The following is a 12,731-nucleotide window of genomic DNA, read 5'->3' on the forward strand; positions in this document are numbered from 1 at the left end:
GTCCGGAGCGTGACGCGGACCCGCCGGTCGATGGCCGTGGCCTTCCTGCTGCCCGCGCTGGTGCTGCTGGGCGCGCTCGTGGTCTACCCGATCGGGTACTCGCTGGTGCGCAGCCTCTTCGACAAGCCGGGCGACGGCTTCGTCGGCTTCGACAACTACGTCGAGATGTTCACCGACGCGAACATCCGCACGGCGATCAAGAACAACGCGATCTGGCTCGTGGTGGCGCCGACCGTGGCGACCGCGCTGGGCCTGGTCTTCGCGGTGCTGACCGAACGGGTGCGCTGGGGCACGGCGTTCAAGATGCTCGTGTTCATGCCGATGGCGATCTCGATGCTGGCCTCGGGGATCATCTTCCGGCTGGTGTACGAGCAGGACCCGGACCGGGGCGTCGCTAACGCCCTCGCGGTCACCGTGCACGACACCTTCGCCTCCTCCTCCGCCTTCCCGAAGGCCCATCCGGGCCCGAGGTCGCCGCTGGAGAAGGGGCCGGGCGGGAGCTTCGTGACGCGGGAGCCGGTGCGGGCCGGTACGCCGGTGACGCTGCCGCTGGTCGGCGTCGCACCCGACGTCATGCCGGACGGGGCGGCGCCCGCGAAGCAGGCCGCGCCCGAGCCGGGGAAGGTCACCGGCACCGCCTGGCAGGACTTCACGAAGGGTGGCGGCGGGACACCGGACACCGTCGACCCGAAGGAGCTGGGCTACGCCGGGATCACGGTCGAGGCGGTCAAGGACGGCAAGGTCGTGGCCTCGGCCACGGCCCGCGCCGACGGCACCTTCACGCTTCCGGCCGCCGCGGACGGGGCGCTGTTGCGCTACCCGGCGGACAACTTCCGCGAGCCGTACAACGGGATCGACTGGCTCGGTCCCTCGCTCGTGACCTGGGCGGTGATCGGCGCGTACATCTGGATGTGGGCCGGTTTCGCGATGGTGCTGATCGGGGCGGGCCTGGCGGGGATGGAGAGGGAGCTGCTGGAGGCGGCCCGGGTCGACGGGGCCAACGAGTGGCAGGTGTTCCGGCGGGTCACGGTGCCGCTGCTCGCTCCGGTGCTCGGCGTCGTCCTGGTCACTCTCATGATCAACGTCCTGAAGATCTTCGACCTGGTCTTCGTGGTCCCGCCGGGAGCGGTCAGGGACGACGCGAACGTGCTGGCCCTGGAGCTGTACAACACGGCGTTCGTGGACGGCGACTCGGGCGTGGCCAGCGCGATCTCCATCTTCCTGTTCGTGCTGGTGGTGCCGGTGATGCTGCTCAATGTCCGCAGGCTGCGCAGGGAGGCCCGGCGATGACCACCGTTCCGAGTGAGGCCGTGCCGGAGCCCCTGGGGAAGGAGTCCGGGGCCGGGGCGCCCCGGCCCGTCCAGGCCAGGAGACCGCTCGCGGCGCGTCTGGCGGGCTATGCGGCGGGCGGGGTGATGCGCCTGTTCCTGCTGGTCGTCGCCGTGTTCTGGCTCGTGCCGACGCTGGGCCTGCTGCTGTCCTCGCTGCGCTCCCCCTCGGACATCGGGGAGAGCGGCTGGTGGCAGGTGTTCACGAAACCGGCCCAGCTGACCGTGGACAACTACGCGCGGCTGCTGGACGACAGCACCATCACGCACTCGCTGTGGTCGACGGTGCTGATCACGGTGCCCGCGACGCTGCTCGTCGTGGTGATCGGCTCGCTGGCCGGGTACGCGTTCGCCTGGATGGACTTCCCGGGCCGCGACTGGTGGTTCCTGCTGGTCGTGGGGCTGCTCGTGGTGCCGGTGCAGGTCGCGCTGCTGCCGGTGTCGAAACTGTTCGGGGCCATCGGCGTCTTCGAGACGACGATCGGCGTGATCCTCTTCCACGTCGCCTTCGGGCTGCCGTTCGCGGTGTTCCTGCTGCGCAACTTCTTCGCCGAGATCCCGCGCGAGCTGCTGGAGGCGGCGCGGCTGGACGGGGCCGGGGAGCTGCGGCTCTTCACGCGGGTCGTGATGCCGCTGGCCGGTCCCGCGATCGCCTCGCTCGGCATCTTCCAGTTCCTGTGGGTGTGGAACGACATGCTGATCGCGCTGATCTTCGCGGACTCGGGCAGCCCGCCGATCACCGTGGCGCTCCAGCAGCAGGTCCGCCAGTTCGGCAACAACGTGGACATCCTCGCGCCGGGCGCCTTCCTGTCGATGGTGATCCCGCTGATCGTGTTCTTCGCCTTCCAGCGCCAGTTCGTGTCGGGGGTGATGGCGGGAGCGGTGAAGTAGAGCGAACGCCGGCCGGGAGAATCCGGGAGGAGCCGGGAGAACCGGTGAAGGGCGGCGGGGCCGGATCGCGTGACGCGGTCCGGCCCCGCCGTCGTGCGTCCGGCCGCCCTCGGCCCCGCTCGTCCCCGGCCCGCCCGTCCCCGGCCCCGCGCGCCCGGCGGCCACGCTTTTGGGCGCCGAACATTCTCCGTTGACGGACAAAGGGCGTAAAAGTGGGATGTGCCGCTTTATGGCGGCCGCCGCAGGGAGTCGGTCTCCGTGCGGAACCACCCGTGGGAGCGGCCCGCGGGGACCGCCGGCCGCGGGACCCGTCCACGGCCGGTGACCTCGATCCGAGAGGACTCCTGGATTCCGTGGACTCCGTGAGCGGTACGCCCGGTGGGTCCGAGGGCGCGGGAGCGGCCGGCGGCGGAAGCGAGGCGACCGGCGCGTTCGGCCCTCCCCCCGCCGTGCCCCGTACCGCCCCCGTACTGCCGCCGCTGCGCCGGTCCAGGGTCGCGGGGGCGAGTGGCACGCGGCCCTTCGGGCGCTGGCGGCCCACCCCGTACTTCGTGTTCGGCGGGCTGGTGTGGATCGGGATCACGCTCGCCGCGTGGGCGCACCCGGTGTGCTGCGACGCGGGTCAGCACGCGGCCGTCGTCGAACGGCTCAAGGCCGACCTGTTCCACCCCGCGCACCCCATGGCGGACCTGCCGGGCGCGGGCAGCCCGTACTACTCGCCGTACGCCCTCGCGCAGGCCCTGTTCGCGAAGGCCACCGGCTCCGACGGCTGGACGGTGTTCCGGCTCGCGGCGCCGGTCAACCTGCTGGTGCTGCTGCTGGGCCTGAACGCCTTCGTCAAGCAGTTCAGCCGCCGGCCGTGGGCCCCCGTGCTCGCCCTGGTGTTCCTGGTGGCGCTGTGGGGTACCGAGCCGCTGCGGTGGAGCGGCTTCCTCGGGCTGTTGTCGCTGGTCAGCGTCGTCGGCTATCCGAGCACCTTCGCGATGGGCCTGGCGCTGACCGCGTGGGCGGTGGCCGCGCGGCTCACCTCGCCGGAGCGCGAGTTCCCGGCCACGGCGTGGGCGAAGGCGGGGCTCGGTGTGCTGTGCGGGCTGATCCTGCTGATCCACGCGATCAGCGCGGTCGCGGCGGTCGCCGGGGTCGCCGTCCTGGTGCTGACCCGGTGGCGCGGCTGGACGTGGCGGGCGGCGGCGGGCTGGGCCCTGGTGCCGCTGGCCGCCGTGGTGGCGGGCGCGGTGTGGCCGTACTTCGGGGTGTTCTCGCTGGGTTCCGCCTCGGACGTCCTCGACCCGACGCACCGTCCGCTGTACCGGGAGCTCGTGGGCCGGTACTGGCTCGTGGCCCTCGTCGGGCTGCCCGCGCTCGCGCTGCGGCTGCGCCGGGACCGGCGCGATCCGCTCGGCTGGATGTTCCTCGTCTTCCTGGTGGTCGCCTGCTATGGGTGGGCGAGCGGGCACTACACGTACGGCCGCATCCTCGGGATGACGGCGGTGGTGCCGCAGGTCGCGGCCGCGCTGGAGCTGGCCTCGCCCCGGCCGTGGCGGTGGTGGCGCACGGCGTACGGCGCGGCGGCGGCCCTCGCGGTGTGCCTCGGCTTCCTGTTCGCGCAGGCCGGGGCGGTGCTCCCGGCGTCGGCCCTGCCGAAGGGCAGCGCCCGGCCGCCGGACTGGCCCTCGTACGCGTGGGCGGCGGAGCACGTGCGGCCGGGCGAGCCGCTGCTGACCGTCCAGCGCATGGCGACCCGCAGCCTGCCGGGCTTCGGCGTGGACATGGCCGCCCCGGTGTGGTCCGATCCGGCGCTCGCCGAGCGGGACCGCGCGGCGCGCTGGCGGGCGGCGCACGCGTACGTGTCGGGCAGGGCGGACGCCGCGCGGCGCGCGGGCATCGTGCGCCGCTACCACGTGCGCTGGCTGCTGCTGTCGCGCTATCAGCGGCTGCCCGCGGAGGCCGTGGTGGTGGACTGGAGCCGGGAGACGGGCGAGGTCCTCGCGCGGGTCCCCGGCGGGGGCGGTGAGCGCGGATGAGCGCGCTGTCCGCGCAGGCCGACATCGTCGTGATCGGCTATAACGACGCCCCGCACGTCGCCGACGCGGTGCGCTCGGCGCTCGCGCAGGGCCCCGGGGTGCGCGAGGTCATCGCCGTGGACGACTGCTCCTCGGACGGCAGCACGGAGGTCCTGGCCGCACTGACCGCCGACGAGCCCCGGCTGCGCGTCGTACGGCGCGCCACGAACAGCGGCGGCTGCGGCACCCCGCGCAACGAGGGCCTTGCCCGCTCGACCGCCCCGTACGTCATGTTCCTGGACAGCGACGACCTGCTGCCGCCCGGAGCGCTCGACGCCCTCCTGAACGCGGCCCGGGAGCACGACGCCGAGGTCGCGGCCGGTCTGTGCGTGCGCCGCGAACTGCCCGACGGCCGGGAGACGCCGTGGCAGCCGCGCCTGTACGAGCGGCCCGCGCTCGTCGAGGACCCGGAGGACCTGCCGCGCCTGGCGCAGGACACCCTGTGCGTCAACAAGCTGTACCGCACGGCGTTCCTGCGCGCGCAGGGCATCCGCTTCCCCGAGGGGCGCTTCGTGTACGAGGACTTCGTGTTCGGCGCGCGGGTCCTCGCCGCCCGGCCGCGCGTCGCGCTCATCAGCGACCTGGTCTACGTGTGGCAGGTGCGGCGCACGGCGGAACGTCCCTCGCTGTCCCTGGACCGCTCCGACGTCGCCAACTGGCAGGCCAGGATCGAGGCCCACCGCCAGGCCGTCTCGACCTTCGAGGAGGCCGGGCAGCCCGGGCTCGTCCGGGCCGCGCGCGCCACCTTCCTGGAGCGCGGACTGCGGATGTACCTGCGGGAACTGCCGCAGCGCGGCGAGGAGTACCGGCGGCAGTGGTGGCGGCTCAGCCGTGCCTACCTCGCGGGCTTCGCCGCCGGGGACTTCGCGGCGGCCCCGGGACCCGGCCGGATCGCGGGCCGGGTCGTGCTCGCCTCGGCCGCCCCGCGCGACCTGGAACGGCTGCGCGACCTGGTGTCGCGCCCCTCACGCCTGCTGCCGCCGTACGCCGAGGACGAGGAGGGCCGCCCGGTGTGGGCGCGCGACCTGCCCGGGGTCGGCCTCGGCCCGCTGCTGCGCCGTCCCGTACGGGTCCTGCCGGTGACGGTGGACGCCGCGCTGCGCCCGCACGCGCCGGGCGGCGTGCTGCGGCTGCGGGTGCACGACCTGTACGGGCGGCTCGCGCGGGCCCGGCCGACGGGCGTGCAGGCCGAGTTCACGCACCGCTCCAGCCGCCGGTCCGTCCAGCGCAGGACCGCCGCCCTCACGCCGGGACCCCGCCCGGGGACCTGGACGGCGGACCTCCGGGTGAACCTCGCCGACCTGGAGACCGGCTCGTGGGACCTGTGGCTCCTGCTGGGCTTCGCGGACGGCACGACGCGCCGTACGACGGCGCGCGCGGTGGCCTCCCGGGGGCTGCTGCGCCGCACCGCGCTGCCCAGCCGCCGGCACGGCTTCGTCCTCGTCCAGCCGTACGCGACGCACTCGGGCTCGCTCGCGCTGCGCGTCGCGCCGGGACTGCGGGGCGCGGCGGTCGTCGTACGGCGCAGACTGGCGCGGCTGGTCGGGGCCCGCTGAGCCCCGCCCTCTAAAGCTCCCGCAGCGCCCCGGCCACGCCGTTCGCGAGCGCCGCCGCGTAACCGCGCCCGGTCTTCGTGCGGACCACGACGGTGCGCCAGTACAGCGGGCCCGAGACGAGGTCGAGCGCGAGGCCCTGGTCGAGGCCCGCGCTCAGTTCGCCGCGCGCCACGGCCGCGTCGAGCACCCCGCGGAAGGCGCCCTGCTGGCCCTCGCGCAGGGCGCGCTGCAAGGCTTCCTGGAGGTCGGGGGTGCGGGCCGCCTCGGCCAGCAGGTCGGGGACGATCTGCGAGGCGACGGGGTGGCGCAGGGCGCGGGAGGTGACCTCGTACAGCAGCGTGAGGTCGCCGACGAGGGAGCCGGTGTCGGGGGCGGGCAGGCCCGAGGCCGCTATGGCCGACACGAGGTCGAGGACGAGGTGCAGCTTGGAGCGCCAGCGCCGGTACACCGCCGTCTTGCCGACGCCCGCGCGGCGCGCGATGCCCTCGATGGACATCCGCCCGTAGCCCACGGCGGCCAGCTCCGCGAAGACGGCGGCGCGGATCGCCTCCGTCACGTCCTCGCGCAGCACGGCCGCCCCGGCCGGGGCCCGCCCGCTGCGGGGGCCGCCGCCCGTCCCGCTGTTGTCCTCGCCGCTCGCCATGGCCCCCAGCATAGGGCGATACGACGAAACGGTTGCGTTCCGACGTCGTGAGGTTCTAGGCTCAGCGCGACGACGATACGGTTGCGTCCCGACGTGAACCGCGAGCGAAGCGGACGTGAACGACCGGAGCCGACGACTCGCGTGTGCCGAGGTCACCGCCCCGGCCCGCGCGACCCAGCACCTCTCCCCCCAGGCGAATCCCCCCAAGGCGAAAGCCTCGTAGGCGAAAGCAGCCCGCCCATGAGCCAGGTTCTCGACACCCCGCCGCCCCGGCACGAACGGCAGGACCCCGACGCGGGGCTGAGCCCCGCCGAGCTGGCCGCGCGTTACGGCCTCACGGTCAGCGGGGCCCGGCCGAGCCTCCCGGAGTACGTCCGCCAGTTGTGGGACCGGCGCCACTTCATCATCACCTTCTCGACCGCCAAGCTGAGCGCGCAGTACAGCCAGGCGAAGCTGGGCCAGGTGTGGCAGGTGATGACCCCGCTGCTCAACGCGCTGGTCTACCTGCTGATCTTCGGCCTGCTGCTCAACACGAGCCGGGGCGTCGAGGACTTCGTGCCCTTCCTGGTGACGGGCGTCTTCGTCTTCACCTTCACGCAGTCCAGCGTCCTGGCCGGGACCAGGGCGATCTCCGGCAACCTGGGCCTGGTGCGGGCGCTGCACTTCCCGCGCGCCTCGCTGCCGATCTCCTTCTCGCTCCAGCAGCTCCAGCAGCTTCTGTACTCGATGGTCGCGCTCGCCGTGATCCTCGTGGCCTTCGGCGTGTACCCGAGCCCGTCGTGGGCACTGATCGTGCCGGCGCTGGCGCTCCAGTTCGTCTTCAACACCGGGCTCGCGCTGATCATGGCGCGGCTGGGTGCGCGGACCCCGGACGTCGCACAGCTCATGCCCTTCGTGATGCGCACCTGGATGTACACCTCCGGGGTCATGTTCAGCCTCCAGAACATGCTGTCCAAGCACGATCTGCCGCACTGGCTGACCGTGGCCATGCAGTGCAATCCGACGGCCGTCTACATCGACCTCATGCGTTTCGCGCTGATCGACAGCTTCCACGCCGACCAGCTCCCCGACCACGTGTGGGCGGTGGCCCTGGGCTGGGCGCTGCTGAGCGGCGTGTCCGGGTTCGTCTACTTCTGGAAGTCCGAGGAGAAATACGGCCGTGGCTGAACCGACCACCGCGATCCCCGCCGCGTCCACCGGCCCGGGTACCGCGTCCACCGGCACCGGGCGGCGCCCCACCGTGATCGCCTCGCACGTCGACGTCGTCTACCGCGTCAACGGGGCCAAGGGCGGCCGGGGCAGCGCCGTCGCCGCCCTCAGCCGGATCGCGCGCCGGGGCGGCTCTCCGGGCGGGCGCCGGGTGCACGCCGTGCGCGACGTGTCGTTCACCGCCTACCGGGGTGAGGCGATCGGCCTCGTCGGCACCAACGGCTCGGGCAAGTCGACGCTGCTCAAGGCGGTCGCGGGCCTGCTGCCGGTGGAGAGCGGGCACATCTACACCGACGGTCAGCCCTCGCTGCTCGGCGTCAACGCGGCCCTCATGAACGACCTGACCGGGGAGCGCAACGTCCAGCTCGGCGGGCTCGCGATGGGCATGAGCCGCGAGCAGGTGCGCGAACGCTACGAGGAGATCGTCGAGTTCTCCGGCATCAACGAGAAGGGCGACTTCATCTCGCTGCCGATGCGCACGTACTCCTCGGGGATGGCCGCCCGGCTGCGGTTCTCGATCGCCGCCGCCAAGAACCACGACGTGCTCCTCGTGGACGAGGCGCTGGCCACCGGCGACCGCAAGTTCCAGAAACGCTCCGAGGCCCGCATCCGCGAACTGCGCGCGCAGGCCGGCACGGTCTTCCTGGTGAGCCACAACAACAAGTCGATCCGCACGACCTGCGAACGCGTCCTGTGGCTGGAGCACGGCGAGCTGCGCCTGGACGGGCCCTGCGAGGAGGTCATGCGGGAGTACGAGAAGTTCACGGCCCGCTGAACCGGAGGGGCCGTGCGACGGCCCCTCTCCCCGTGTCACGGCCGCCCGGCGCGTCACCGCCGCCCGCCCCGACAGGCCGCCCCGACAGGCCGTCTCGTCACGCCCCCGCCACGGGCCCCGTTCACACCGGACGGGGCCCGTTCCCGTGGCGGCGACCGGTCGGCCCCCCTCCCCCGCCCGCGTGACCCCTCACCCGGACGGTCCCGGTCACCCGGCCGCGCGCACCGCCGCGCCGCACACTGGGGTGGCGTCGAGCGGAAGGGGCTGTCGTGCCACCTCGTCTCACTGTCGTCGTCCACGGGCCCGAGGTCCGGGGCCGGTTCGCGGAATGCCTGGAGAGCGTCGCGCGGCAGGCCACGCCGGAGCGGCCGGGGGTCGAGATCGTCGTGGCGGGGACCGACGCGCCGGCCCGCGGGCTCGCCGAGGAGGCCGCCGCGCGCGATCCCCGGTTCGTGCCCCTGCCGCTGCCCGACGGCACCACGGACGCCGAGGCCCGCCGGGCCGGCGCACGGCGGGCGAGCGGCGAGTGGCTGCTGTTCGTACGCGGCAAGGACCGGCTGCCGGTGGGCGGTCTGCGCGCGGCGACCGGCGCGATCGAGCTGTGCGCCGCGGCCGTCGAGACGCGTCCGGCCGACGTGGTCCTGATGGACCACGTGCGGACGACCTGGCGCACCGGGGCCGCCCCCTCGCCGGACGGCCCGCTGCTGGCCCGCGCGGGCCACGCCCCCGTCCCGCCCGACGCGCGCCCCGAACTGCTCGACGTCGCCCCGCTGCTCGGCAACCGCCTGGTCCGCTCCGCGTTCTGGGCCGCGCACCACGACGTACTGGCCGCGGGCAACGAGCGCTACACGGCGTACGCGCTGCTGCTGGCCGCGGGCCGTGTCGCGTGCGCCGACCAGATCGTGCTGGAGGACCGGGTGGAGCGCGCCGCGACCCTCCCGCCGCCCACCGCCGACGGGCCCCTCGGCCTGATCGAGCCGTACGTCGCCGCCGACCGGCTGCTGACCTCGCTGCACCGCCCCGCCGCGCTGCGCCACCGGCTCTACGACCTCATGACGCACGAGTGGCTGCGGGTCATCTCGGCCCGCACGCTGCCCGGGGACGCCGCCGAGGACTTCTTCCGCGCCGCCTCCCGGGCCGCCCGCGCGTGCCGGCCGCCCGGCCACGAACGGCCCGAGGGCCTGGAGGGCGTACGGCAGTCGCTCCTGGAGGCCGGGGCCCACCGGGCGTATCTGCGGCTGGCCGCGCTCAACGACCGGCGCCGCGCGCTGCGCGCCGGGGTCCGCAGGCAGCGCCACAGACTGGGCGGGAAGATCCGCGCCCGCCGCTACCGGGGCGCCCTGGAGCGGCCCCTCGATCCGCACCTGGCGGTGTTCAGCGCGTACTGGGACCGGGGCGTGGCCTGCAATCCGGGGGCGATCGCCGAGGAGCTGCGCAGGCTCGCCCCGCACATCCACCCCGTGTGGGTCGTGTCCGGCGCGCGGGTGCCGCTGCTGCCGCCCGGCACCGACCACATCGTGCCCGGGACCCCGCGCTACAGCGAGGTCATGGCCCGCGCGACGTATCTCGTCAACAACGTCAACTTCCCCAACGCGGTCGTCAAACGGCCGGGCCAGGTGCACGTGCAGACCCACCACGGCACCCCTCTCAAGTGCATGGGCCTGGACCAGATCCCCTACCCGGCCGCCGCGAAGGGCCTCAACTTCCGCCAGTTGCTGCGCCGCGTCGACAAGTGGGACTACAGCGTCACGGCGAACGCGCACTCGACGCGCATGTGGCAGCGGGCCTACCCCTCGGGCTACACGGAGCTGGAGCACGGCTACCCGCGCAACGACGTGTTCTACGCGGCGGACGCCGAACGCGTCCGCACCGTGCGGGCCCGGCTGGGCATCCCGCCGGGGGCGAGAGCACTGCTCTACGCGCCCACCCACCGCGACTACGAGGCCACCTGGTCACCCCGGCTGGACCTGGCCCGCTTCGCCGAACGCCTGGGCCCGGACACCGTGTTGCTGGTGCGCGGGCACTACTTCTACAGCGGTACCCCGACCCCACTGGCCGGGCTGCGGGCGGCGGGCCGGGTCCTGGACGTGTCGGCGTACGACCCGGTCGAGGAGCTGGCGCTCGCCTCGGACGCGCTGGTCACGGACTACTCCTCGATCATGTTCGACTACGCCAACCTGGACCGGCCGATCGTCGTGTACGCCGACGACTGGGAGGTGTACCGGCGCACCCGGGGCGTCTACTTCGACCTGCTCGCCGAGGCGCCGGGGACCCTCGCGCGCACCGAGGACGAGCTGGCGGAGATCTTCACCTCCGGGGCCTGGAACGACGCGGCCTCGGCCGCCGCGCGGACCGCCTTCCGGCGCCGCTTCTGCGAGTTCGACGACGGGCGGGCCGCCGAACGCGTCGTACGCCGCGTCTTCCTCGGCACCCCCGAGGCGCGCCTGCCCCCCGTACTGCCCCTGCACGAGCGGACCCCCGCCCCCAGCCCCGAGGAGGCGGTGCGGCGATGACCGCGACCCCCGTGACCCCGGCCGGCCCCTCCCCTCAGCCCCGTACGGACGGCGCGGCCCCGGCCGCCCCCGACGTCGCGGTCGTCGTCATCGTCTACAACGACGCCCGCAGGCTGCCGCGCGCCGTGGAGAGCGTGCGCCGCCAGACCCACCGCGCCGTCGAGATCCTGATCAGCGACGACCACTCGACGGACGAGACACCCGAGGTGGCGCGCGCCCTGGCCGAGAGCGACGAGCGGATCAGGTACCTGCGGCTGCCGCACAACAGCGGCGGGTGCAGCGCCCCGCGCAACGCCGCGCTCGACGCGAGCACCGCACCGTACGTCATGTTCCTCGACAGCGACGACGAACTCCCGCCGCAGTCCGTCGAGTTGCTGCTCGCCGCGCACCGGGAGCGGCCCGTGGACTTCGCGATGGGCGCGGTGCGCCGGGTGCGGGTGGACACCGGCCGCTCCTCGCTGTGGATGCCGGGGCTGGTCGCGCGCCGGCGCACCGTCGAGGGCATCGACGCGGAACCGGAACTCTTCTTCGAGCACCTGTCGACCAGCAAGATGTACGCGCGCGCCTTCCTCGACCGGCACGGGCTGCGCTTCCCCGAGGGCATCCACTACGAGGACCAGTTGTTCTCCGCGCAGGCGTACTGCCTCGCGACGGCGTTCACGGTGATCCCGCAGACCGTGTACCGCTGGTACGTCGAGCCGTACGCGGCCTCGTCCGCCGCCTCGATCTCCAACCAGCGCGACCGCCTCGACAACGTCCGCGACCGCGTCCACGTGCAGCGGCTCATCGACGCGTTCCTCGCCGAGTCGGGGCACGAGGCGGTCCGTCCACAGAAGGACTACAAGTTCCTCAAGCACGACTTCCGGATGTACGCGGGCGACCTGCCGCTGCGCGACGACGCGTGGCTCACCGGCTTCGCCGGCCTCCTCGTGCCCTATCTCGACACGCTCGCTCCCGAGGCGTACGCGCGGCTGCCGCGCACCGAACGCGTCGTGGCGCGGCTCGTGCGCGAGCACCGGCTCGACGAGGCGCGCACCGCCGCGCGCGGCCTCGGCCTGCCGGTCGGCCCGCGCACCGTCGTACGGGACGGCGCGGACCGGGTCTACTGGGGCGACACCGTGCCGGAGACCGAGGAGGCGCGGCGCGAACTCGACCTCACCGAGGAGGGCGTGGAGGCCGGCCCGTTCGCGATCGCCGCCTTCCGGCACGAGATCACCGGACTGAGCCAACTGGTCGGCACCTGCCTCGACTTGACGATCCGCACCTATGACCCGCTGCTGCGGCTGCCGATCGGCCCGCAGATCGCGCACCTGGCCCTCGCCCCGGGCCCGTACCGCTACACGGTCGCCTTCCGGCTCGACCCGGTGCGGCCCGGGGTGTACGAGGGGCGGGTGCGGGTCGACCCGGCGCGGGCGCGGCTGCCGCTCCAGGGCTTCGACGGCATCCGCCACCCCGTCCTGGAGCTGCGGCAGGGCCGGCTGCGCAACAGCGGCCCGCTGCTCGCCCCGCGCGACTTCCCCTCGCGCACGACCTGGGTACGGGCGTACGGCGGGCTGTCCGAGCACCGGGTCACGGTCGGCCCGGAACCGGCCGGGGCGGGCCGGCTCCAGGTGCGCTGGCAGCCGGCCGGGCCCACGGCGGGCATCCGCCCGCTGGCCCGCGCCCTGTCCCACGGCCCCCTGCACCGCCTCGCGGCGCTCGCCAGGGGCGCGGTGGGCTGAACACGGCCGGAGCACGGTGCGCTGAACCGGCC

Annotated in this window: 9 protein-coding genes; 8 read left to right on the forward strand and 1 reads right to left on the reverse strand. The window is 74.1% G+C overall.

The features are described 5' to 3' along the window. Positions 1-30: 30 nt before the first annotated feature. From AB0J21_RS27600 to AB0J21_RS27615, 4 genes are all read left to right on the forward strand, one after another. On the forward strand, positions 31-1,290 hold the full coding sequence (locus AB0J21_RS27600; protein WP_363148863.1) for a sugar ABC transporter permease: 1,260 nt from the start codon (positions 31-33) through the stop codon (positions 1,288-1,290). Further along, a complete protein-coding gene (locus tag AB0J21_RS27605; protein WP_363148822.1) occupies positions 1,287-2,219 on the forward strand; it encodes a carbohydrate ABC transporter permease in 933 nt (310 codons plus the stop codon). Before AB0J21_RS27600 ends, AB0J21_RS27605 begins: the two co-directional genes overlap by 4 nt. Positions 2,220-2,581: 362 nt before the next feature. After that, positions 2,582-4,243 (forward strand): hypothetical protein, encoded by a 1,662-nt coding sequence (locus AB0J21_RS27610; protein WP_363148823.1) that lies wholly within the window; start codon positions 2,582-2,584, stop codon positions 4,241-4,243. Beyond that, positions 4,240-5,838 (forward strand): glycosyltransferase family 2 protein, encoded by a 1,599-nt coding sequence (locus AB0J21_RS27615; protein ID WP_363148824.1) that lies wholly within the window; start codon positions 4,240-4,242, stop codon positions 5,836-5,838. Before AB0J21_RS27610 ends, AB0J21_RS27615 begins: the two co-directional genes overlap by 4 nt. A gap of 10 nt (positions 5,839-5,848) precedes the next feature. On the opposite strand, the gene AB0J21_RS27620 is transcribed toward AB0J21_RS27615, so the two are convergent. Continuing rightward, positions 5,849-6,481, reverse strand: a complete 633-nt coding sequence (locus AB0J21_RS27620; protein ID WP_363148825.1) for a TetR/AcrR family transcriptional regulator — start codon at positions 6,479-6,481, stop codon at positions 5,849-5,851. 240 nt (positions 6,482-6,721) lie between these two features. Here AB0J21_RS27620 and AB0J21_RS27625 point away from each other — a divergent pair, with 240 nt between their 5' ends. The 4 genes from AB0J21_RS27625 (at position 6,722) to AB0J21_RS27640 (ending at position 12,699) form a co-directional block, all read left to right on the forward strand. Next, positions 6,722-7,648, forward strand: a complete 927-nt coding sequence (locus tag AB0J21_RS27625) for an ABC transporter permease (RefSeq protein ID WP_363148826.1) — start codon at positions 6,722-6,724, stop codon at positions 7,646-7,648. Between the two features lie 13 nt (positions 7,649-7,661). Further along, the gene (locus tag AB0J21_RS27630; protein WP_363148864.1) at positions 7,662-8,465 is read left to right on the forward strand and encodes an ABC transporter ATP-binding protein; all 804 of its coding nucleotides are present in this window, start codon (positions 7,662-7,664) and stop codon (positions 8,463-8,465) included. 269 nt (positions 8,466-8,734) lie between these two features. Further along, positions 8,735-10,978 carry a CDP-glycerol glycerophosphotransferase family protein gene (locus AB0J21_RS27635; protein ID WP_363148827.1) on the forward strand — a complete coding sequence of 748 codons (2,244 nt, stop codon included), beginning with the start codon at positions 8,735-8,737 and terminating at the stop codon, positions 10,976-10,978. Continuing rightward, entirely contained in the window at positions 10,975-12,699 is a 1,725-nt protein-coding gene (locus AB0J21_RS27640; RefSeq protein ID WP_363148828.1) for a glycosyltransferase family 2 protein, read from the forward strand. The genes AB0J21_RS27635 and AB0J21_RS27640 overlap by 4 nt, the downstream gene beginning before the upstream one ends. The last annotated feature ends 32 nt before the right edge of the window (positions 12,700-12,731 follow it).

The organism is Streptomyces sp. NPDC049954 (assembly GCF_040656295.1).
Lineage (GTDB): Bacteria > Actinomycetota > Actinomycetes > Streptomycetales > Streptomycetaceae > Streptomyces.

What these genes read in the sequence shown, in the direction of transcription:
- AB0J21_RS27600 (WP_363148863.1), top strand. Translation starts at nt 31, where the DNA reads ATGGCCGTGGCCTTCCTGCTGCCCGCGCTGGTGCTGCTGGGCGCGCTC.
- AB0J21_RS27605 (WP_363148822.1), top strand. Translation starts at nt 1,287, where the DNA reads ATGACCACCGTTCCGAGTGAGGCCGTGCCGGAGCCCCTGGGGAAGGAG.
- AB0J21_RS27615 (WP_363148824.1), top strand. Translation starts at nt 4,240, where the DNA reads ATGAGCGCGCTGTCCGCGCAGGCCGACATCGTCGTGATCGGCTATAAC.
- AB0J21_RS27620 (WP_363148825.1), bottom strand. Translation starts at nt 6,481, where the DNA reads ATGGCGAGCGGCGAGGACAACAGCGGGACGGGCGGCGGCCCCCGCAGC.
- AB0J21_RS27625 (WP_363148826.1), top strand. Translation starts at nt 6,722, where the DNA reads ATGAGCCAGGTTCTCGACACCCCGCCGCCCCGGCACGAACGGCAGGAC.
- AB0J21_RS27640 (WP_363148828.1), top strand. Translation starts at nt 10,975, where the DNA reads ATGACCGCGACCCCCGTGACCCCGGCCGGCCCCTCCCCTCAGCCCCGT.